Below are 21,439 nucleotides of genomic sequence, written 5' to 3'. Positions count from 1 at the left end.
GGTGTGTTCCTGTTGTGATGAAGGGCTATTGGCGGCTACGGAAAGTGGTCCACAAGCGCGTGCGCTGGCGCATGTCCTTGAGGCTCATGCTGCGGTCGGCGTACAACCGCTCGCGCACTTCGGGTTTCGGGAAAATGTCCGGATCGTTGCGCACCGCTTCATCCACCAGCGGCGTGGCGGCCTGGTTGGCGGTGGCGAAGAACAGCGTATTGGTCAGCGCCGCCACGGATTCGGGGCGCAACATGAACTCGATGAAGGTGCGTGCAGCTTCCGGGTGCGGCGCGTCTTTAGGAATGGCGAGATTGTCCTGCCACACCAGCGTGCCTTCCTTGGGAATCCGGTACGCGACCTCAAACGGCTTGTTGGCCTTGCGCGCCTGGTCGGCGGCCATGCTCGCGTCACCGTTGTAGGTCAGCGCCAGACACACGCTGCCGTTGGCCAGATCGTTGATCTGCCGGCCGGTGGCGACGTACAGCACCGAGGGCTGCAACTTCTGCAACAGGGCTTCGGCGGCGGCCAGATCGCTCTTGTCGGTGCTGTAGGGATCCTTACCGAGGTAGTGCAGCGCCAGGCCGATCACTTCCTGCGGCGAGTCCAGAATGGCGATCCCGCAATCCTTGAGTTTGCTGGCGTATTCAGGCCTGAACAGCAGATCAAGGCTGTTGAGCGGCACATCCGGCAGCCGCTGTTTGACCGCTTCGACGTTCATGCCCAGGCCGAGGGTGCCCCAGGTGTACGGCACGCCGTAGCGGTTGCCGGGATCGACCGCCGCCAGTTTTTCCAGCAGATCGGGATCGAGATTGGCGTAACCCTTGAGCCCTTCGTGGGGAATTTCCTTGAGCGCTCCTGCGGCCAGGCCACGGGCCAGCACGCTGGACGAAGGCACCACTACGTCGTAACCGCTGCCGCCGGTGAGCAGCTTGGTTTCCAGCACCTCGGACGTATCGAAGGTGTCGTAGCGCACGTGAATGCCGGTTTCCTTTTCGAAGCGCTGCAAGGTGTCAGGCGCCACGTAATCAGCCCAGCTGTAGAGATTGAGGGTTTTCTCTTCGGCCTGGGCGGCGATGGAGACGGTAAGTAATAAAGCGGGCAAACACAGCTTGAAGACGGGAGCCATGACGAACACCTGACTAAAGGAAGTGGTGGCAGGATGCGCCGTCGGATACATTCGAGAAATATCAAGTTTGTTAACCTGACTTTATCCCGGATTAATGTGATGCTCGGTCAACTCCACGATGTCGATCTTCAGCTTTTACGGCTGTTTCTCGGCGTGGTCGAAGCCAATGGCTTCAGCGCGGCGCAGGGTGAACTGGGGCTGAGCCAGTCGAGCATCAGCCAGCAAATGGCCAAGCTGGAAACCCGCCTCGGCTACCGGGTGTGCAACCGGGGCAAGGGCGGCTTCAGCCTGACACCCAAGGGCGAGCAACTGTTGATTGCCGCCCGGGCACTGTTCGATTCGATCGAAAGCTTCCGCCATCAATCCAACGGCGTCGCCGGGCGCTTGATCGGCGAAGTGCGGCTGGGTCTGTCGGAAGCGGTGGACCAATCGGTGCTGCAACGGGTGGCCGATGCGATCCGGCGTTTTCGCAAACGGGACGAATCGGTACGGATCGAGCTGATCAGCGCCATGCCCGGCGAAATGGAGCGTCTGTTGCTGCAACAGCGGCTGGACCTGGCCATCGGCTATTTCTCCCAGGTGCAGAGCGCGTTCGATTACCGCGAACTGTTCAGCGAAACCCAGCATCTGTACTGCGCGCCCGGCCATCCGCTGTTCGCCGACGAGGAGCCCGATGATGCGGCGTTGCAGGCCTGCGACCGGGTCGATCACCCGTACAGGTTTCTGCGCAGTGACGAGCCGTTTCAGGGCAAGGTCTGTTCCGCACGCTCGGAACAGGTGGAAGGCACCCTCGCCTTCATTCTGTCAGGCAAACACATCGGTTATCTGCCCAACCATTACGCCCGCCAATGGCAGGACAAGGGCCTGTTGCGACCGGTGCGCGAAGGCGAATTGAGCTTTGACGTGGCGTTCCATCTGGCCCGGCATCGGGCGCAGGTGCCCGGCGATGCGCAGAAGGCTTTTGAAGAAGATTTGCTGTCAGCCTTTCAAACCTGAGTTCTAAAGAGCGCGACTACAAGGAATGTCTCCATGCTGCAGACCGCTCAAATGATTCGACTCAAAAAACGACGTAACGCAGATTGATCATTTTCAGGACTGGGGCCACTGGCTGACGCCGCAGCCTAGACGCTGTGCTATTTGCTGTAATGGATATTTCAAATACGCCTAACCACCTGTTAGTTCTGACAGTTGGCAGCGACGAGAAACCAAGTGACGCTATGAATGAAATTAAACATCAGATGAGGTGTTTTTCATGATCAAGACAATTTTACTAGATATCTCTGGGAACCCGAGTCAAGAAGATATCCGCGAGAGTTGTGAGAAATCCGGTCTCACGGTGCGTAAGGTCAGCTTGTTTAGAGTTGCTCCTGAGGAGCAATTGGTTTTGCAAAGTGAAAGTCCCAGGCCCTCGACACGTTGTGTTGCGGCTTTGGATATTGAAGTTGAGGATTCAACGACTCGATTACGCCCTCAAGTAGTTCTGGAAGTGGCCCAACACTTGGGGGATGGGACTGTTAGGTCGGTAGACGTCAAGTTATTAGAGACCTGAAGGGCCTGAATCCGAAGTCGGGAAGATGATGAAGACCCGGCGAGAATTCAGGCATAGCGTCGGTGCAGCAGGTCTTGGGAAACCAACACTTTCGAAGGTTCCAGTAAAAGCCAAAGGGGACGCTCCGCGGAACGCGGAGCGTCCCCGGCTGCATTCCCACGCAGAGCGTGGGAACGATCATGCGTTGCCCTCGCCCCTCGCTTACGGCATCCTGCGCACCCATTTTCCGACCCGGCCCCGCATTGCGGCACGCAAACCACCATGACCGTCTCTGAAAAAGCCCCGCGCAACAACGATCTGATCTACGGCCTCAACGACCGTCCGCACTTCACCGCAACGGTGTTTGCCGCCCTGCAACATGTGCTGGCCAGCTTCGTCGGCATCATCACCCCGACCCTGATCATGGGCGGTGCCCTCGGCCTGCAAAGTGAAATCCCGTACCTGATCAGCATGGCGCTGTTCGTCTCGGGCCTCGGCACCTTCGTTCAGGCCAAGCGCTTCGGCCCGGTCGGTTCGGGGCTGCTGTGCCTGCAAGGCACCAGTTTTTCCTTTATCAGCGTGATTCTCAGCGCCGGTTTCATGGTCAAGGCCCGGGGCGGCGGCACCGATGAGATTCTGTCGACGATCTTCGGCGTATGCTTCTTTGCCGCCTTCATCGAAGTGGTGCTGAGCCAGTTCATCGGCAAATTGCGCATGCTGATCACCCCGGTGGTGACCGGCACCATCATTACTCTGATGGGCCTGTCGCTGATCAAGGTGGCGATGACCGACATTGCCGGCGGCTTCGGCGCGGCGGATCTGGGCGCGGCCAGTCATGTATTCCTGGCAGCGCTGGTGCTGGGCACCATCGTGGTGTTGAACCGGGTTGACGTGCCGTTCCTGCGCCTGGGCGCGATCGTCATCGGCCTGACCCTCGGCTACGTGGTGGCGTGGCTGATGGGCACCGTGGACTTCGCCAACCTGCCCGAAGTGCCGGTGGTCAGTGTGCCGGTGCCGTTCAAGTATGGTTTCAACTTCGACTGGGTGGCGTTCGTGCCGGTGGCGGTGATTTTCCTGGTGTCGCCGCTGGAAGCGGCCGGTGACCTGACTGCCAACTCGATGATTTCCCGGCAACCGGTGAAAGGCCCGCTGTACATTCGCCGGATCAAGTCCGGACTGCTCGCCGATGGCCTCAACTCCGCGATGGCGGCCGTGTTCAACAGCATGCCGATGGTGACTTTCGCCCAGAACAACGGGGTGATTCAGCTCACCGGCGTCGCCAGCCGTTACGTTGCGTTTTTCATTGCCGGTCTGCTGGTGCTGCTGGGGCTGTTCCCGATGATCGGCGCGGTGCTGCAACTGATGCCGAAACCGGTGCTCGGCGGCGCAGAGCTGGTGATGTTCGGCACCGTGGCGGTGGCCGGGATCAAGATCCTCGCCGAGGCCGGCCTGCATCGGCGCAACATGCTGATCGTGGCGATTTCCGTCGGCATGGGCCTGGGCATCGCCGCCGTGCCGGAAGTGCTGCGTGAACTGCCGCAGGCGCTGCGCAATATTTTCGAGTCGCCGATCACCGTCGGCGCGCTGTGTGCCATCGTGCTGAATATCTTCCTGCCGGAAGAATTCATCGAACTGGAAGAAGATGACTTCGACCCGGAAGCCTCTATCCTTCAGGTCATGGAAAACCCCGACCTGCCGGCCAAAGCTGAACCCGCCGCGCCGGCCGCTGTCGCACAGTTGAACCGTTGATCCTGTCCGCTCCATGAAAAAAGGGCTGATACCGACGACGGTTCAGCCCTTTTTCAATGAGAGAGCATCAATGCGCCGCCTCCACGCCGTCATCCTGTCCCTGCTTCTGCTCTCGCTCAGCGCCTGTGCGCTGTTCCCCAACCGCGACCCGGTGAACATCAACGTGGTCGGCCTGGAACCGCTGCCGAGCCAGGATCTGGAAGTGCGCTTCGCGATCAAGCTGCGGGTGCAGAACCCTAACGAAACGCCCATCGACTACAACGGCATCGCGCTGGATCTGGAGGTCAACGGTCACTCGCTGGCGTCGGGTGTGAGCGATCAGACCGGCTCGATTCCACGGTTCTCCGAAACCATCGTCAGCGTCCCGGTGAGCATTTCCGCGTTCTCGGTGCTACGCCAGACCCTCGGCCTGAGCCAGACCCAAACCCTCGACAACCTGCCCTATGTACTGCGCGGCAAACTGGCCGGCGGGTTGTTTGGCACGATGCGCTTTGTCGACACCGGCAAGCTCAGTCTGCCGAGGGCCAGTGCTGCCACCTGGTAAACCGCACCGTCGTCAAGCGGTGAAACGCACGCCCGGTTTCGCCCGCTCGTCGACGCTCAACTCGAACACATCCGGCCGTGCATAGTGGCCGACCACGTCGTAGTCGTAGCGGGCGCGCACCAGTTCTTCGGTGTCGATCTCGGCGGTGAGCAAGCCGGCCTCGCCGCGCAACGGCCCGGCCAATACGTCGCCCATCGGCCCGACGATCACGCTGCCACCGGCGATCAGCGGTCGATCCCCCGGCCAGTTGGCGATTTCCACACCCAGATCATTCGGCGAGGCCTGGACCTGGCAGGCGCTGACCACGAAGCAGCGCCCTTCATGGGCGATGTGACGCATGCTGACCTGCCACATCTCGCGCTCGTCCACAGTCGGCGCACACCACACTTCAATGCCCTTGGCGTACATCGCCGTGCGCATCAGCGGCATCATGTTTTCCCAGCAGATCACCGCGCCGAGCTTGCCGACCTGGGTGTCGAGCACCGGCAGCGTCGAACCGTCGCCCTTGCCCCAGATCAGCCGTTCGGTGCCGGTCGGCATCAATTTGCGGTGTTTGGCTACCAGGCCTGCCTGCGGGTCGAAATACAGCGCCGTGCAATGCAAGGTGCTGCCGGCCCGCTCGATCACGCCGATCACCAGATTGGCCCCGGTACGTGCCGACAGACCGGCCAGCGTTTCGGTTTCCGCACCCGGCACATCGATGGCGTTGGCGAAGTAACGGGCGTAGGCCTCGCGGCCTTCCGGCAAGCGATAACCCAGCTGCGTGCCGAAGCCCTCGCCTTTCGGGTAACCACCGAGCAAGGCTTCGGGCATTACCACCAGCGCGGCACCGGATTCGATGATCGCGGTTTCCCAGCTCAGGATCTGTTCCAGGGTTTCAGCCTTGCCACCGGGCAAGGCGCCGATCTGCAGGGCGGCAACGATTGATTTGGGCATGGCGGTCACTCCGTGAAGTTCAGGTGTTGCTGATTCTCCGACGCCACGGGATCATGAATAAAGACCGATCCACTGCTGAATGATATGAGCCAGATGAATATCGCAACCGTTGACCTCAACCTGCTGAAAGTCTTCGAAGCCCTGCATGAAGAGTCCAGTGCCAGCCGCGCGGCGTTGCGTCTGGGCGTGACTCAGTCGGCAGTCAGCGCAGCCTTGCGCCGGTTGCGCGAGGTGTATGGCGATCAATTGTTCGTGCGTACCGGACGGGGTTTGGCCCCGACGCTCAAGGCCAACCAGTTGAAACCGGTGGTCAGCGATGCCCTGAACAAATGTCGGCAAAGCCTGGCCATGGTCGACCCGACTGCCAATCACTACGACGGACGCTCGGTCACTGTGGGCCTCTCGGACGACTTCGAGATCGCTTACGGGCGGCGGCTGATCGAGGAAATCGCCCGCCGCGCGCCGAAACTGCGGCTGATCTTTCGCCAGACCCACAGTCAGATCGTCGCCCGGGCGCTGATGGAGCGCAGCATCGATCTGGCGATCACCGCCGGCGGGTTCGCCGAACGGCTGCTCAGCCGTCAGGTGTTGGGTGAAGGGGGTTATGCGTGTCTGGTGGATCCGGCGAGCCTGGCGCCAGGCCAGCAGCAGATCGATCTGGAGGAGTTTGTCACTCGCGAGCACCTGCTGGTGTCGTCGGGCGGTTTTATCGGGATCACCGATGAAGGGCTGGCGGCGCTGGGCAGGACTCGCCGGGTCTGCGCCTCGACCACGCATTTCGCGGCGTTGCCACACCTGCTCAAGGGCAGCGAAGCGGTGGCGACCATCCCGACCCACGCCGCGCAGGCCATTGCTTCAATGAGCGGGCTGGCGCTGCTGCCCTGCCCGCTGGCGCTGCCGCGTTACCCGATCGAACTGGGCTGGCGCACCAGCACCCAGATCGATCCGGTGGTACTGACGGTGCGCGAAGCGATAGGCGCCAGTTTCAGAACCGAATGATTACTTGTTGGCCGCCATCAGGCGATTGACTTCACTGCGCACCATGTTGGCGAACTCCGGCGGCGACATGCCGTCCAGTTCGGCGCGCACGAATTCGGCCCATTTACCCTTGCGCTTGGAGCGCTCGCCAAACAATCGTGCGGCTTCACCCTTGGCTTTGCCCAGATTGTTCTGCCAGAGTTCGAACAGTCGGGATTTCTCGTCTTCCAGCGCGGCGCGCTCTGCGAGGGATTTGTCGGCGAGATTGAAACTCATCGGGAATTACCTGCTGCATGAAATGGCGACATCTTACACGCTGGACGGAAACCTCTGACGCTGGTTTTTGCTCCGGATGGAAAATCGCTGCAACTTTTCAAGGCGCGCCACACTCCATTGTTCACTGTCCATTCACCTGCAAGGAGTCACCCAATGGCCCGGAAAACCGCCGTTCAAGCCGCCGAAGACCAAATCAAGGACCAGGCCTTCAGCGAACTTCAGGCGCTGATCGAAGAGTCGGAAAAACTGCTCAAAAGCAGTGCCTCGCTGGTCGGCGAGGAAGCGGAGACCCTGCGCGGGCAAATCGCCCAGAAATTGCAGCAGGCGCTGGATTCGGTCACCAGCGTGCGTGACCGCACCAAACCGGCGGTGGACGCCACCGAGAGCTACATCGGCGGGCACCCGTGGCAGACCGTGGCGATATCCGCCGGGTTCGGTCTGGTGGTCGGATTGCTGCTCGGTCGCCGCTGAGCGCGAACAAAAAAGGCGAGTCCCTCGGGCTCGCCTTTTTCATGCCCGGCAAACACTCATTCGCCGGCCAGTTCACGCAGCTGCGACAGGGTCAGTTGATCCAGTTCGATCCCTTTGGCCAATGACTTGGCCCGCTGCAAATGCCGCCGATCCCCCGGCAAGCGCTTGAGCCCTACCCCGTGCATCTGCCGCACGAGTTCCTGACTGCGTTCGGCAAAGCTTTGCCCGGCGGTCTTGCTCGGGTCGATCACGATCAGCAGCTGACCGGTCCACGGTGTCTTGGCCCCCGGATGGTTTTTCCAGTCGAATTCGAACGAGAAATTGCCGCCAGTCAGCGCGGCGGCGAGCAGCTCCACCATCATCGACAGCGCCGAGCCTTTGTGCCCGCCAAACGGCAGCAATGCGCCGCCTTCCAGAATCGCTTTCGGGTCGCAGGTCGGCTGGCCGAGACTGTCGACGCCCATGCCTGCCGGCAGTTTTTCGCCCTTGCGCGCGGCGATCTGCACGTCGCCATGAGCGATGGCGCTGGTGGCCAGGTCGAACACGATCGGCGCACCGTCGGCCCGTGGCGCGGCGAAGGCGATCGGGTTGGTGCCAAACAATGGCCGGTCGGCGCCGTGCGGCACCACGCAGGTCATGCTGTTGACCACGCTCAGCGCTACCAGGCCTTCGTCGGCGAACGGCTCGACGTCCGGCCACAGTGCGGCAAAGTGATGGGAATTTCGGATCGCCAACACCGCAATCCCGGCGCTGCGGGCCTTCTCCACCAACAGTGGACGCGCCGCCGCCAGCGCAGGCTGGGCAAAACCGTTGCCGGCATCGACACTGACAAACCCTGAAGCCACGTCCTCGACTTTCGGCACGGCCTTGCCGTTGACCCAGCCACTGTTGAGCGTCGAGACATAACCGGGAATCCGGAATACGCCGTGACTGTGCGCACCGTCCCGCTCGGCATTGGCGCAATTGGTGGCCAGGGTTCTGGCGACTTCGGCCGAGGTGCCGTGACGGGTGAAAATCGTTTCCAGCAGTTGAATCAGCTCGTCCAGAGACACCGAGGACGAGATCGCATGATCGTGTGGCGCAGACATCTGAAGCTCCAGAGTAATTATTGGAGGGAACAACAGCGAACGAACAACCCGCAACCGGATTAACCACATGCAGCCGGTAGCCTGTCAACCCCGTGATGCGGATCGCACCTGGCGCAATATCCATGTACCACCTGCCGATCCCGGCCGATTCTTAATCTTGAGCCTCAAACCATCAGCGCGTGCAAACGCCCTCAGCGAGACTCCACGATGTCAGCCCCAACACCTCCCTTGTTATTCCCCGAAGCCATTGATTCACCGGGACTCTGGCCCGAACTGGGCAAGGCACACGGCCTGCGCGAAAAGGATTTTCGCTGGCTCGCCCATGCCCGGCTGGCGTCGGCCACCTTGCGCGGACAGCAGACTCCCCCCCTGCGTGCCGAACGCGTATTGCTGAACGTCGGCAACCAGATTCCCCTGCCGCTGCCCGGCGCCTTTGTTCTCGGGGAGATGCCGGATGACAAGGGTCTGATTCTCTACACCCCGTATGACGGCATCAGAAAACATCACAGTCGGCAATCCCTGAAGGTGCAACTCGAACAACGCCTCAACGACGCCGATGAGCAGGACCCTCTTTTGGCATTTCTGGCCGAGCCCCAACGCAAGCGACTACTCGACGCCGGGCCCGTTTCAGTGACCTTCAGCATTATCGACGGGGATATATTCGAAGAACAGCGTGCAAGCCTCGAGCAAGGACAGGCATTGAACACCGAAGCCCTGTGCGCCGAACTGCAAGCCATCGCCACGCTCACGGACATGCTGGAGGCGATACTGGATAACGCGCTCAAGCCACATTTCGGGACATTGCGGCAAAAAAATACACGCGTCAGATTCCGTCCGCTTGCCAGTGACAGCGCCCGCCCCATGGAATTGACCGACAGGCACTGGCCCGAATCCATGAGCCTGAGTGAGGCAGTACTGGCGTATTACCGACATCAGCACTGGCCGGCGGGCCGGCAACCGGCGTTTTCCAATCCGGGCAGAAAACCGGCAATTGACGATCAGGCTGTCTGGGAGGATGTCGTCAAGAACACTTCGGGGCGGTTGCCGGTGCTGCTGTTTCGCGAACTGGAAGGTTTCTGGGACGCCCCCTCCGCCGTTGGCACCACCCGGCGTGTCTTCTTCGCTCAAGTGCTGGAAGACCAGGCACGCTGCGAATGGATGCTCAAGCGCGAAGCCGGGATCCTCGATCGCGAGCAGTTCAACACCGTGCATCAACTGATAGATCCGGTTTCGTCCGCCGTCCGTTTTCCTGTGGTGGAAAGCGTACGGCTGTGGGAACACGCCGCCAATTACGTGGAACTGGCGGGTTCGCTGATGATCAGCGAACCTCACGCGTTTCTTTATACGCCCGCCCAAGGCCTGCAATTGCTCGAGGATTACGAAGATCTCAAGCAGACGCTGCAGGACAAATTTCTCGCCAGGGGTCACGAAGACGAGCTCTTCGGATTGTTGAACCTGGATGAGCAAAATCGCTTTCTCGGTTTCGATCAACCCAAGGTATCGGGAGAACGGATCGTCGGGGAAATCTTCAAAATCCTGTTCGAATCGATCATCACCAAGCAACGACAGAACATCGAATACGCGTTGCAGGTGTTTCGACACAGCGACGGTGCCGTGAACCTTCACGCGCTGTTCGACAAAAGTCTGGATATCCGCTCGATGATCCATGAACGGTTGTTGCAGCTGGACACGAGGGGACGCTGGAGCACACACCCGGTGATCGCCGGCGACCGGCAACCCTCTGCTGTGCTCGCGGAGAAGGCCCTTGCGGCGGTGAAGACCTTCCGTTCGGTTGAGGGTCCGCTGGTCAACCGGCTTGCCAGTCAACCCATGAAGAATCGGGCCATCCAGCGTTACTGGCTGGAAACCATGAAGCCGGATCTGGCACACGCCTGGTTTGTCGGCATTAACGGTGAGGCCAGGCTCCGCCGATTGAATGCAACCCTGCCGGCCTGGGCTGAAGCGATCGTCAATACCGTGATCAGCGCCGATCGCCCCACCCGCATGCAGCGTGAGGCGCTCAACGGTTTCCGCCCGGATGCCTATTCGCTCACACTCGAAAGTCCCGGTGAACGCCATCTGGTGCGCCTGGCAAATTGCATCCTGTTAACCGAACGTGGAGGCCTCGACGAACAACACTCGGGGTTTGCAGTGCTATGGACGCCTTCACAGGGGCTGGAAGTTTTCGACAGCGTGGCCAGTGTCCGCAGGCAGTTGAACCGGCGACTCCTCGACGGTACACAACGCCTTTCTTTGCTGGAAAACATCCTTGCATCACAGTTCCAGGCCCATCAGCGATATACCCTGGGGCCGCTGCTTTTCATTGGCGGCAACGTGCTGCTTGATCGCATGGAGTCGAGCATCGAGCATTACCTGGATCGATGCGAACAGGTGCGCTCACGGATCACGGACCAGACCCGCCTGGAAAGGGCTCTGGAACAACTGCGCGGGACGACGATCAACACCAACCTGCCTCTGGCAGCCAGCCATGCGCAAGCCATCGCCACCGCACAGACATTGCCCGCCTGGCTGGGAATGGCGCCGGTAATGGAACAGAAAAGGCACGTTGAATTGCTGGAACAGTGGTACCAGAGTGTTTCGAACGATCAGGATTACCTGACGGGCGTGCCGACTTTGGTCAGCCACGTCGAACAGACGCTCGCGACCTTGCTCGGCCAGCGCTTTCCGGGGCATCGGCTCGATCCGCGCGAAATGGAAATCACCCCTCACCTGGCGTTGGCCGGCCCCCCGCAGACGCTGGTGGAATTCGCCCTGAACCACATCAACGTCGCCCAGGGAACGGGCTTTCGGGTGTCATCGAAAAACCGGCAGACGATGCCGGCCGGGCTGGATCAGGGAGCGGTGACGCAATTGCTGCTTTCACTGGCGATACCGACAAGCTTCAGCGCAAAAGTGGCCGGTTCACTGTCGATCGACACGGCCGAAGGTCGTGAGCGCAAGCAGCGCTTTTTACGTCAGTTGCCCTGGCAACTGATGCAACAGGCCCATGCCCTGAAACTGCAGCAACGGCTGTGTGACACCGCCTTCGATTACGTACGTCAGGTGCTGGACATGCCCGACGGTATTGCCCGGGCCGCCGCAGAGGTGCCGGCCATTGCCTGCCCGCTTTCGCTGATCAAGACCGAAGGCACGCCAGCGGTCATCGTTCCCGGAATGCATGTGTTCACGGCCGGCGGCGAAAACAGAGAGCCACTGGTGCTCTACGCCCCCTATGACGAACAGGTCTTTCACGAATTCGATGACGAAAAATCGCTGATAGCGGCGTTGAACATCCCCGGACATTTGCAGAACCTCTTGCTGCGCCGCCTGCCAGAAGCCGAGCGCGCGCTGTTTCGCAGCCTGCTGGAATCCACACTGGGTCAGACCAGTGAAATGAGCCTGGACTTGCGAGCAATCACCGGCAACCTGCTGGAGTACCTGTACACCGACAATCTCAAGTTGCTCACCCAACTGCTGGGGACCCAGAAACAGAGCGAAGCGCAGACTGACTGGGAGACAGCAAAAGTTCTGCTCAGCGATGAAATCAAACAGGTTCCCGGTTTGCTGCCGGGCAAGCTTGCCGTCATCCCCTTTCTCTGGAAAGCGTACGACGAGTTCAAGGACTCGGCCGAAGCACTGCAGGATCACCACTGGAAACGCGCGCTGCGGTCTTTTATCGGAGGGGCCGCGCAAATGGTGATGATGGGGCTTTTGCCGCAGATGTCGGCCGAAACCTCCATCGCCAGTGATGCCGTCGAGCAGCAAAGCACAGACGCAGCCGAAACCATGGCGAAAAACATGGAAGAAACAATCACGCCGGATAGGGCCGACATCGAACCCACTTCGCCTCGACGCACGCAGCTGGGTCCTTTCGAGGCGAGGGAGGTTGCGCTGGAGGATCTCGTCTTCAGCCCCAGGCTGGGCACCTACCGGGATGTGTCGAACAACCGCCATTACGCCGTGATTGAAGGCAAGGTCTACCCGGTCGTTCAGAAGGGTGAAGCCTGGCAACTGCGCAGCCCGGATCAATCCGGCCCGATGATCCAGATCAGCGAATCACGCCAGGTCATCATTTCACCTGGTCAGACCGTTCACTACGGCCAGGCCATCAGGAAACTCGCCGAACGCACGACCATTACCCGCTTGCGCCGCAACATGTTGAACATCGAAGCCCACGGTATGAATGAGATTCGCCTCAAATACCCGCAAAAAGCCCAGGAGTTGGTGCATGCAATCGACCTCGCCCGACGCTATGCCTTTTATTGCCTGCATAATCTGGTTCCGCTCACCAAGGGTATAGCCAACCCCCGGGTCAGCCTTTTTCTCGAAGGCTTTTTTGATGCGCCGAAGATTACCGCCGAAATGCTTAAAAAAATCGGCACCGCCATCATCCCCATCTGCAAAGCCCTGGTGGACCCCGCTGATGAGTTGTTGGAAACAGAGCGCTTCGTCGTCGGTTCCAACAAGTATCTGCCCGATGTGATCGCGTTTGTCCTGGATGGCGACCAGAAGCGATTGGTGCACTTCACCGAACACTTTTTCGACCAGCAACTGGATGCATTCAAACCTTTTATGCAGGTGCCATTCGATGTCGACGGGCATGCCCAGGCATCCACCTTGATTCACGAGTTTTCCCATCAATTCAGCAAGACGATGGATATCGCAACATTGCGTGCACGTGAGCCGTTCTGTGACCTGATATCGACCCTCACTCCGGATGGCTTGAGGTTGTACGAGGATCTGGAGTTCGATCAGAGCTCTGCCTTGTCACTGCGTACGCCACGAGAGCAACTGTTTGCCGAATGGAACACCACCCTCAAAACCTGGATGGGGATCGACAAGATTGCGGACATGCAACTGATCTACGATGAAGTCCTGCAACTGACCGGCGCCAAAAACCTTCTTGAAGCGCGCAACGCCTTCCTTGATCGACAAAATCCCGACGTTCGCATCAAGGTGATCCTGCGCAATGCCGACTCCGTCACCCGGCTGATCTGCGAAATCGGGCGGCAACTCGACCCCATGCAATCGCCCTGAAGCAGACGAAAAAAAAGCGCAGGTGCAACACCTGCGCATTTAATGCCTTTGGAAGCCGAATCAGTCCTTCTGATCCCGCAGCACATTGCCCGAAGCCCCATCGATTCGGAATTCGTACACCACGCCATCGGCCTTGCGCCCTTCTCCTTTCCAGTAGCCGTTGTTGTCGGCCTCGATCTCGTAGACCTCGACATAACCGGCCTTGGTTTTAACGATTTCGATGGCCTTTTCGATAGTGATCCATCCAGCGCCCGGGCGGTCGGCCAGCGCCACGCCGGCGCTCAGGAGACTGGCGGTTGCGACGAAAGCGGCCAAGGTTCTTTTGATCATTTTTTCACTCCATTTGGGGGATAGCGTTCACAGGACGTCCTGGTTTTTGGGGCGTTTTGGGGAAAAAAAGTTCAAAGTTTGATGGGTAAATGCCATGACGGATGTTCTCGGCACCTTCCCCCAAAGGTTAGAATGCGGGAAATCAGGATGAGTCAATGACCCAGAACACCCTCTCGGAAGCCGAATACGATGCGATCACCGATGCCGCCGCGCATTGGTGCATGCGTCTGCATGCCGTCGACTGCACTGCTGAAGAGCGCCAGGCGTTCGAACAATGGCGTGATGCGCACCCGCTTCACGCGTTCGAGTATGAGGCCATGCTGGAAATCTGGGAGGTGGCTGAGCACTTGCCGCGCCCGGAACCCGCGCCGGTCGTGCCGATTCGCCAACCCGCCAGCTCATGGCGCCGGTACGCAGTGGCGGCTTCGGTCTGTGCCCTGGCATTGCCGCTGGCCGCCTGGGCCGGATGGAACCTCGGCTGGCTCCCCAACAGCTATCAGCATTTTGCAGCGACCGACAATGTCCGCCATGTCACGCTGGGCGATGGCAGTCAGGTCGAGCTGAACCTCAACACCGAGCTGACCTACAGCAATTACAAGGACGAGCGTCGCGTCACGCTGAAAAAGGGTGAGGCGTTCTTCGAAGTCAGCCATGACCTTGGCCACCCCTTCATCGTCAGGGCGGCCGAAGGCAGGATTCGCGTCACCGGCACGCGCTTCAACGTCTGGATGTATGAGGACCAGGTCAAGGTGAACCTGATTGAGGGCTCCGTGCTGGTCACCAGCAACGCCCGCCTGAGCGGCGACGGCTTGCGCCTGGGCCCCTCGATGCAGGCTCGCTACAAGCACGGCGACGACATGCCGCAAATCAGTCAGACCTACGCCAACGACCATTCGCTGGCCTGGCGCAGCGGCAGGCTGGTGCTCGACAACCTGTCGCTGAACGAAGCGTTGCCGCAGATCAACCGCTATCTGGACAAACCCCTGATGCTCGCCGACAACTCGACCGGCTCGATCCGGATTGGCGGGATCTACAACATCAAGGAACTGAACAGCTTCGCCAGTACCCTGCCCAAAGTCTTGCCGGTCTTCCTGACCCGCAACAAGGACGGCAACCCGGTCATCAATCCGATGCCGCAACAGCCGCCAAAAAACTGAAGGCCGTTCCCGTGAGGGAGCGGCCTTCTGCTTTAGCGGTTGTAGACGGGTTGAACAGCTGATTACTGCGCCGCCACTTTCCCCGTTTTTTCCAGATCATCGCGTACGGTCTGCACCTGATACTGCGGATCAGCCTTGATCTGCTGCTCGGTGAACGGCAACACGCTCCATTGTTTCTTCGAGAACGCCTCGGTCTGGTCGCGGGAATACTTCGACGCCGGATCGCTGGACAGCGAGAACGCCAGCAGGCCCTGAGCATGCGGCCCCTTGTCGTCGAACGTGACGACTTGCAGGTAACTGGTGCCGCTGACCACCTCCAGCTTGCCATCTTCACGGGGCACGCTCTGGATAGCGTTGTAGATGCCCAGCGTACCCGGGCCACCGTGAATCGGCGTTTGCTGGCCGCCACTGCTGACCACCTGCACATCACCCCAACGGGTTTTCTCGGTCAGGCCCATTTTGGCGGCAATTTCGGCCGACGCCAGCATGGCCTCGCGCAGTGCCTTGGCCACTTCCGGCTTTTCAATAGCCAGCCCGCGCGGTGTGTGTTGCGCATCCTTCGGATCGAATGCCACGCGCCAGGCCTGCGGCGATTCCTGCATCGCTTGCATGATGCTCTGGAAATGCACCAGGCCAACGCCCGACTCCAGATTCGCCCGGCCGTCCCACGCTTTCAGGCTGCTGCACACCGTTTTCAACGCTGCAACAGACTGGTTAGCACAGAACTTCAACAGATCCGGCACCACCTGCGTTGCCAGGAACACCTGATCGTCCATCACCATGTGTTGCAGGTCCTGTACTGACACCGGGCCTTTTTTGCTCAGGGTTGCCAGTCGGTCCAGCGCAAAGCGCGAGCGCAGGCCCAGCGGCTGGCCATCCTGGCTGATCAGCGGCGAGAAGCCGGTCAGCGGTTGCGCCGGGTTGGCCAGCCAGGCCGAATCGTTGGAGTGCTGGACGAAGTCCTTGCGCAACAGCTGCGGCAGTTGGCTGGAGGCGTAGATGCCCTTCTGTGCGGCTTGCGGATCATTGTCCCAGGCGCAAGCGCTGTTGGAACCGTCGAGCACGATCATTTTCAGACCGGCGCGCGGGTCGCTGCACCTGGCCAGTTTGTCGGTACTGACGTTCGGCACCACTGACAGGTTCATGTACAGCGTCTGGCCCTTGTCATCCACCGCCAGGGTGTTGACCCACGGGATGCCCTGGACCGTGTGCACCGAATCCTGCAGATCCTTGAGATTGCCGGCGCGGTTCATGGCGTACCACTGCTTCAGCACCCGGTCATTGTCGAGGTTGGCATCGCGCAGGCTATAGGCGAACTGATTGTTCCAGTCGAGCTTGCCGGGCCACTGCACGATCGGGCCGAACTGTGAGCTGTAGACGTCACGGGAAACCGGCACGACCTGGCCGTCCGCCTGTTTGACCTGCACCGTGACGGTCTGCTTGTTCATCGGCAACGACTGGCCGTCGAGCAGGTAACGGGTCGGATCCTTCGGATCGAGTTGCAGGCGATACAGGGTGAAATGCTTGGACGAGTCGACGGTGTGGGTCCAGGCCAGGTGCTGGTTGAAACCGATGTTGATCATCGGCAGACCCGGCAGCGCCGCGCCCATCACATCGAGCTTGCCCGGAATGGTCAGGTGCATCTGATAGAAGCGCATGCCGCCGACCCACGGAAAATGCGGGTTGGCCAACAGCATGCCGCGACCATTGAACGAGCGCTCACTGCCCACCGCCACCGCGTTGCTGCCACGGTCGAGTGCGAAGCGTTGCAGGCGTGTGTCCGCCAGTTGGTAGTCCCGCGCATCGTTTTCAATTTGCGCAGTGACCTGCGGCGGCGTCGCACCCGCCAGCGCTTCGGCGAACTGACCGACACCGCCCTCGACCAACAGTCGACGGGTCAGCTTCACCAGGTCTTCGGCGGCGATATCGCGCACCCATTCACCCTGGCACTGTTGCGGCAGTCCCTGCTGACGGCGCTCGGCCAGGTAACGGTTGTAGCCGGCGGCATAACCTTCCACCAGGTCACGCACCTCGGCCGGCTGCGCCTGCCAGAAGGCATTCACCGCCTGCGGGGTGTTGAGCCACTGGAAGAACACATCGCTGATGCGGTTCTCGCGTTCTTCGACCGTCAATTGCTCCGGCCCGAAGTACCGCGACCGCTCGCCATTGACTGTCACGATTTCGTTGGCCAGCAGGCACAGGTTGTCCTGCGCATAGGCGTAACCGATGCCGAATCCGAGGCCTCGTTCGTTTTCCGCGCGAATGTGCGGTACCCCAAAGCCTGTGCGACGGATATCCGCGCCGGTCTGAACGGACGGGCTGAACGCCTGCGCCGACAGACTCAGCCCGAGAAACAGGCCGGCAAGGGTCAGTCCGGTGAATTGCCTGGAAATAGTCACGCTCGCTCCTGATCGATATGCCGAAGAGCGAACCGCCCGCCACCGTGAACACGTCGGGCCCGGCTCGCTCTGAAATCACCCACGCGTCACGCGCAATGAGCCTGTCCAGAAAACGAAGCCGTGGAAAAAAAATTTAGTGGGTCACCCACCCATATCGTGCCGCCATCACGGGGAAAAGACGAAACGACGACAAATTTTCTACATTTTTCGCTTCATGATTTGTCGGGCTGAAACGTCTTGTTTAGAGAGAGCACAAAAAACCTTTCCTGATCAGGCTCTGAAAGGAGTATTCGCATGTACAACCCACCCCTACCATCGGAAGGTAGCCAGACCCTACAAGGAGCGCCCATGGGTTCGCACGTCGACGTATTCGGGCAACGGATCGAGCGTCACGGCAATGAACGCATCCGCTTGCTGCTAAAAAGCTTTGGCCTGCGCACCAGTCTGATTCGCCTCAAAGTCATCGACACCCTGCTGGTCGCCGCCGAAGACGATCGTCGTCTGGGTGTGCGTGGCGTTCACAGCCAGTTGCTGGATCTGGACATTCCCTTGTCCTTCCTCAGCGTTCGCGAAGTGCTCAAGCGCCTGTGCGCCGAAGGCGTGATCACGTTCAACGACGACAAGAGCTACAGTCTCCATCCCCAGGCTGCCGCCGTGCTCAACCACGATTGAGGCGCGCGGCCGACGCCGTCAGGGCTTGACCTTGCGGCGCATCACGCCGTTGATCACCACGACCACCACTGCCACGCCGATGGCGATGTACTGGAAGGTTTGCTCGCTGAGCTTGCCGGCGTTTTGCAGCCAGGACAGGCCGAGCATGATCAGCAGTACGGCGACGGCGATCAGAATCGAATATATCAAGCGTTGCTTATGGGTCATTACAGGTTCCTGAACCGTTGGAATGTATCGGGTTTGTATCAGCGTTGATGCCATGCGCATACCGTTTGACGGGGATGCGCCGCGGTAAACGGGGTCTCATGTTACAGCCGATGAAGAGCTTTGGCTTCAAACGGCGTCAACCATGAGGATCTTTGAAATGCTGCGTCGAATCACCTGGCTGATTCCTGTCCTTGCACTGCTCACCCTGAGCGGCTGCATCATCTTTCCCCACGGCGGCTGGCATGGCGATCATCGCCACTACGCGCCTGGCCCTGGCTATTACGACCATCGTTAAGTCATCTCGCGGAAAGGATGCCAGCGTCCATCCGTTCAAATGCAACAACGGATTTTAGCGTCAGGAAAATTGCCCACAGGAATGTGGGCTTTTTTTATGGATCGGCGATTTCTGATGTAGGGGATTTCGCCTGTTCAAGCGGGAATGACGCCCTCCGCAACATCACGCATAACCGCGTCATAGACCGTCACACCAATGGCGTAGGAACATTCCCTGCTCCTCCCTACCCTTTGCGCTCCCTCTCGACGATCGTGAAAGCGCATGCAAAGAACTCTCATCCCCCTCCCGTCACTCCAGGCGCTCGGTTTCTGTCTCGCCATCACGCTGTTCGAATGGCTGACCTACATGGCCAGTGACATGGTCATGCCGGCCATGCTGACCGTCACCCGGGATCTGGAAGCCGATGCGGCTCACATCCCCAACGCGTTCAATCTGTATCTGATCGGCGGCGTCTGCCTGCAATGGCTGATCGGGCCTCTGTCCGACCGGTTTGGTCGGCGCCCGCTATTACTCGGCGGTTGCGCGCTGTTCGGCGTGACCTGTGCGGCGGCTGTCGCCACGCCCGGGATCGAAGTGTTCAACGCCCTGCGACTGATGCAAGGCATGGGTTTGGGGTTTGTCGTGGCAGTCAGCTACCCCTCGCTGCAGGAAGTTTTCTGCGAAGCTGATGCGGTGCGTCTGATGGCGCTGCTGAGCAATGTCGCGTTGCTTTCACCTCTGCTCGGTCCGCTGCTTGGCAGTCTGTTGCTGGAATGGTTGAGCTGGCGCGAGCTGTTCCTCGGTCTGGGCCTGATCGCGACACTGACCTGGATCGGACTGTATGCCTTTATGCCGGAGACGATCGGCGTTGTGCGCCACGATGGCGGTCAGCAAGCGCCGATCCCCTTCTCCTTTCGCCAGATCAGCAGCCGCTACCTGTTACTGCTGCGCAATCACCGCTTCGTCGGCATCTGTCTTGCCCTGGGGCTGATGAGCCTGCCGCTGATTGCCTGGATCGGAATGTCGCCGCTGCTGCTCGTCCAGTCGCTCGGCCTGACTACTCGCGAATATGCGCTATGGCAGATTCCGGTTTTTTCGGCGGTCATCGTCGGCAATCTGATCCTCGACAGACTGCTCGCGTCACGGGAACTGCCGCAACTGATTTGTCTGGCACTCTGGCCGTTCTGCCTGGGTCTGCTGACCCTGATCGCCACCGCACTGTCCAGCCTGTCCCTTGCAGGGTTGATGACTGGCCTTGCGCTGTACGCCGTGGGGCTGGGCATGAGCAACGCTGCACTGTACCGGCTCGCGCTGTTTTCCAGCGATGACAGCAAAGGTCTGGTCTCCGCCACGATCGGCATGATTTCGATTGCCGTGATGGGTGTCGGCGGCTCGCTGATCGCTGCCATCGGCGGCGGTACCCGTCTCGAATCCTTCGCCATGTGGGCGGCGCTGGGCGGTCTGCTCAGCCTGCCCCTGCTGTACCGGTTCCTGCCACACGTCCCGGCAGACTCCGCTTCTTCAACATAACGATAAGGACCCCTGATGAGTCACTTCCCCCACAGCGACGCGCTTTGCGCGCTGACGCAACCCTATTGCCCGGATTCCGTGCCGGACGGCCTGTTTGACCAGGCCATGGCCGAAATCAGCCGGTTTCACAGCCGGCACACTCCGGGCTACGAACACTGGCTGAACGCCAATGGTTTGAGCGTGAACGACCTGGACAGTCTTGATGACTGGTCGCGTCTACCGCCGATTTTCGCCAGTTTTTTCAAGCAGCAACAATTGCTCAGCCCCGCCGGCATCGACGCGCGGGAACTGACGTCCTCAGGTACCAGCGGTCAGAAAAGCCGCATGCGTTACGACGAACGCAGCCTGGGAGCGGCCCGTAACATGGTCGCGCAGATCTTCCAGCACTACGACTGGAACACCCCGAACACACCGTGCAACTACCTGCTGTTGGGCTATGAACCCGAAGGCTGCATCAGCCTGGGCACATCCTTCACCGATCAATTCCTGTGCCAGTTCGCTCCCGTCAATCGCGTGGCCTACGCACTGCGCCGCACAGGCGGCGGCCATGAATTCGACGGCTTCGGCGTGATTGCCGCCTTGCAATCCTTCGCCGAAGAAGGCCTGCCGGTGCGGATCTTCGGCTTCCCCGCGTTTCTCTGGCAGACCCTGCAACGCATGCAGGCCACCGGCGTGGCTGACCTGCAACTCGCAGAAGGCTCGCTGACGCTGTTTGGCGGCGGTTGGAAAACCCATGCGGCGCAGGAGATTCCCCGCCAGCAACTGTACGAGCGCATTCACCGCCAATTGGGCATCAAGATGTCCCGCTGCCGTGACGGCTACGGCGCGGTCGAGCATGCGGTGCCTTACCTCGAGTGTGCTCACCATCATTTCCATGTACCGGTCTATTCGAAGGTTTTCGTGCGCCATCCCGCCGACTTTACGGTTCAGCCTTACGGCCGTCAGGGCTTGCTGAGTTTTGTCTCGCCTTACATTTCATCGAGCCCCGCGCACGCGGTGGTCATGAGCGATCTGGCCACCCTGCATCCGGGCGTCAGCTGCGGCTGCGGTCTATCCACCGACTGGTTCGAACTGCATGGCCGTGCGGCCACCACGGCCGGCCGAAGCTGCGCGATGGCCGCTTCTGAACTATTGGAGAAGCACTGA

General features: G+C 60.1%; 18 protein-coding genes. 11 read left to right on the top strand and 7 right to left on the bottom strand.

Annotated features, from left to right (window positions below; all coding sequences use genetic code 11):
* Window positions 1–25: 25 nt before the first annotated feature.
* A complete protein-coding gene (locus JKA62_RS14290) occupies window positions 26–1,117 on the bottom strand; it encodes a polyamine ABC transporter substrate-binding protein (protein ID WP_011333991.1) in 1,092 nt (363 codons plus the stop codon).
* 99 nt (window positions 1,118–1,216) lie between these two features.
* Between JKA62_RS14290 and JKA62_RS14285 the strand changes: the two genes are divergently transcribed.
* The 3 genes from JKA62_RS14285 (at window position 1,217) to JKA62_RS14275 (ending at window position 4,938) form a co-directional block, all read left to right on the top strand.
* Window positions 1,217–2,113: a LysR family transcriptional regulator gene (locus JKA62_RS14285; RefSeq protein ID WP_041475260.1), complete on the top strand. Its 897-nt coding sequence runs from the start codon at window positions 1,217–1,219 to the stop codon at window positions 2,111–2,113.
* A gap of 814 nt (window positions 2,114–2,927) precedes the next feature.
* On the top strand, window positions 2,928–4,394 hold the full coding sequence (locus tag JKA62_RS14280) for a nucleobase:cation symporter-2 family protein (RefSeq protein ID WP_085667096.1): 1,467 nt from the start codon (window positions 2,928–2,930) through the stop codon (window positions 4,392–4,394).
* A gap of 70 nt (window positions 4,395–4,464) precedes the next feature.
* Window positions 4,465–4,938 (top strand): LEA type 2 family protein, encoded by a 474-nt coding sequence (locus JKA62_RS14275; protein WP_163975095.1) that lies wholly within the window; start codon window positions 4,465–4,467, stop codon window positions 4,936–4,938.
* Window positions 4,939–4,950: 12 nt separating this feature from the next.
* On the opposite strand, the gene JKA62_RS14270 is transcribed toward JKA62_RS14275, so the two are convergent.
* Window positions 4,951–5,874 (bottom strand): carbon-nitrogen hydrolase family protein, encoded by a 924-nt coding sequence (locus JKA62_RS14270; RefSeq protein WP_201818326.1) that lies wholly within the window; start codon window positions 5,872–5,874, stop codon window positions 4,951–4,953.
* Window positions 5,875–5,958: 84 nt separating this feature from the next.
* On the opposite strand from JKA62_RS14270, the gene JKA62_RS14265 reads away from it, so the two are divergent.
* Complete coding sequence (locus JKA62_RS14265; protein WP_197868197.1) at window positions 5,959–6,873, top strand: LysR family transcriptional regulator; 915 nt, start codon at window positions 5,959–5,961, stop codon at window positions 6,871–6,873.
* Here the strand turns inward: JKA62_RS14265 and JKA62_RS14260 are convergent, their stop codons facing one another.
* The gene (locus tag JKA62_RS14260) at window positions 6,874–7,128 is read right to left on the bottom strand and encodes a hypothetical protein (protein ID WP_007957535.1); all 255 of its coding nucleotides are present in this window, start codon (window positions 7,126–7,128) and stop codon (window positions 6,874–6,876) included.
* A 153-nt stretch (window positions 7,129–7,281) separates the two neighbouring features.
* Here JKA62_RS14260 and JKA62_RS14255 point away from each other — a divergent pair, with 153 nt between their 5' ends.
* Window positions 7,282–7,599, top strand: coding sequence for a DUF883 family protein (locus JKA62_RS14255; protein ID WP_007957537.1), 318 nt, complete (start codon window positions 7,282–7,284; stop codon window positions 7,597–7,599).
* A 56-nt stretch (window positions 7,600–7,655) separates the two neighbouring features.
* Here JKA62_RS14255 and JKA62_RS14250 read toward each other — a convergent pair whose 3' ends face one another.
* Entirely contained in the window at window positions 7,656–8,687 is a 1,032-nt protein-coding gene (locus JKA62_RS14250; protein WP_201818324.1) for an Ldh family oxidoreductase, read from the bottom strand.
* A gap of 207 nt (window positions 8,688–8,894) precedes the next feature.
* Here JKA62_RS14250 and JKA62_RS14245 point away from each other — a divergent pair, with 207 nt between their 5' ends.
* Window positions 8,895–13,724: a dermonecrotic toxin domain-containing protein gene (locus JKA62_RS14245; RefSeq protein WP_201818322.1), complete on the top strand. Its 4,830-nt coding sequence runs from the start codon at window positions 8,895–8,897 to the stop codon at window positions 13,722–13,724.
* A 60-nt stretch (window positions 13,725–13,784) separates the two neighbouring features.
* On the opposite strand, the gene JKA62_RS14240 is transcribed toward JKA62_RS14245, so the two are convergent.
* Complete coding sequence (locus JKA62_RS14240; protein ID WP_102621347.1) at window positions 13,785–14,054, bottom strand: PepSY domain-containing protein; 270 nt, start codon at window positions 14,052–14,054, stop codon at window positions 13,785–13,787.
* Window positions 14,055–14,209: 155 nt separating this feature from the next.
* Between JKA62_RS14240 and JKA62_RS14235 the strand changes: the two genes are divergently transcribed.
* Window positions 14,210–15,211 carry a FecR family protein gene (locus JKA62_RS14235; protein WP_201818321.1) on the top strand — a complete coding sequence of 334 codons (1,002 nt, stop codon included), beginning with the start codon at window positions 14,210–14,212 and terminating at the stop codon, window positions 15,209–15,211.
* 62 nt (window positions 15,212–15,273) lie between these two features.
* Here the strand turns inward: JKA62_RS14235 and pvdQ are convergent, their stop codons facing one another.
* Window positions 15,274–17,610 (bottom strand): bifunctional acylase PvdQ, encoded by a 2,337-nt coding sequence (gene pvdQ / locus JKA62_RS14230; protein ID WP_201818320.1) that lies wholly within the window; start codon window positions 17,608–17,610, stop codon window positions 15,274–15,276.
* 294 nt (window positions 17,611–17,904) lie between these two features.
* Between pvdQ and JKA62_RS14225 the strand changes: the two genes are divergently transcribed.
* A complete protein-coding gene (locus tag JKA62_RS14225; protein WP_011333980.1) occupies window positions 17,905–18,282 on the top strand; it encodes a hypothetical protein in 378 nt (125 codons plus the stop codon).
* An 18-nt stretch (window positions 18,283–18,300) separates the two neighbouring features.
* Here JKA62_RS14225 and JKA62_RS14220 read toward each other — a convergent pair whose 3' ends face one another.
* Window positions 18,301–18,489: a hypothetical protein gene (locus JKA62_RS14220; RefSeq protein WP_007957552.1), complete on the bottom strand. Its 189-nt coding sequence runs from the start codon at window positions 18,487–18,489 to the stop codon at window positions 18,301–18,303.
* A 157-nt stretch (window positions 18,490–18,646) separates the two neighbouring features.
* On the opposite strand from JKA62_RS14220, the gene JKA62_RS14215 reads away from it, so the two are divergent.
* The 3 genes from JKA62_RS14215 to JKA62_RS14205 all read left to right on the top strand — a co-directional run bounded on the left by JKA62_RS14215 (window position 18,647) and on the right by JKA62_RS14205 (window position 21,439).
* The gene (locus JKA62_RS14215; RefSeq protein ID WP_201818319.1) at window positions 18,647–18,784 is read left to right on the top strand and encodes a hypothetical protein; all 138 of its coding nucleotides are present in this window, start codon (window positions 18,647–18,649) and stop codon (window positions 18,782–18,784) included.
* 261 nt (window positions 18,785–19,045) lie between these two features.
* Window positions 19,046–20,293, top strand: coding sequence for an MFS transporter (locus JKA62_RS14210; protein WP_201818318.1), 1,248 nt, complete (start codon window positions 19,046–19,048; stop codon window positions 20,291–20,293).
* 15 nt (window positions 20,294–20,308) lie between these two features.
* The gene (locus tag JKA62_RS14205; protein WP_201818317.1) at window positions 20,309–21,439 is read left to right on the top strand and encodes a LuxE/PaaK family acyltransferase; all 1,131 of its coding nucleotides are present in this window, start codon (window positions 20,309–20,311) and stop codon (window positions 21,437–21,439) included.

Origin of the sequence: Pseudomonas sp. B7 (genome assembly GCF_016735645.1) — a bacterium.
Taxonomy (GTDB): Bacteria; Pseudomonadota; Gammaproteobacteria; order Pseudomonadales; family Pseudomonadaceae; genus Aquipseudomonas; species Aquipseudomonas glycinae.
Note: the sequence above shows the minus strand (reverse complement) of the source record. Positions and strands in the feature narration are given on the sequence as shown.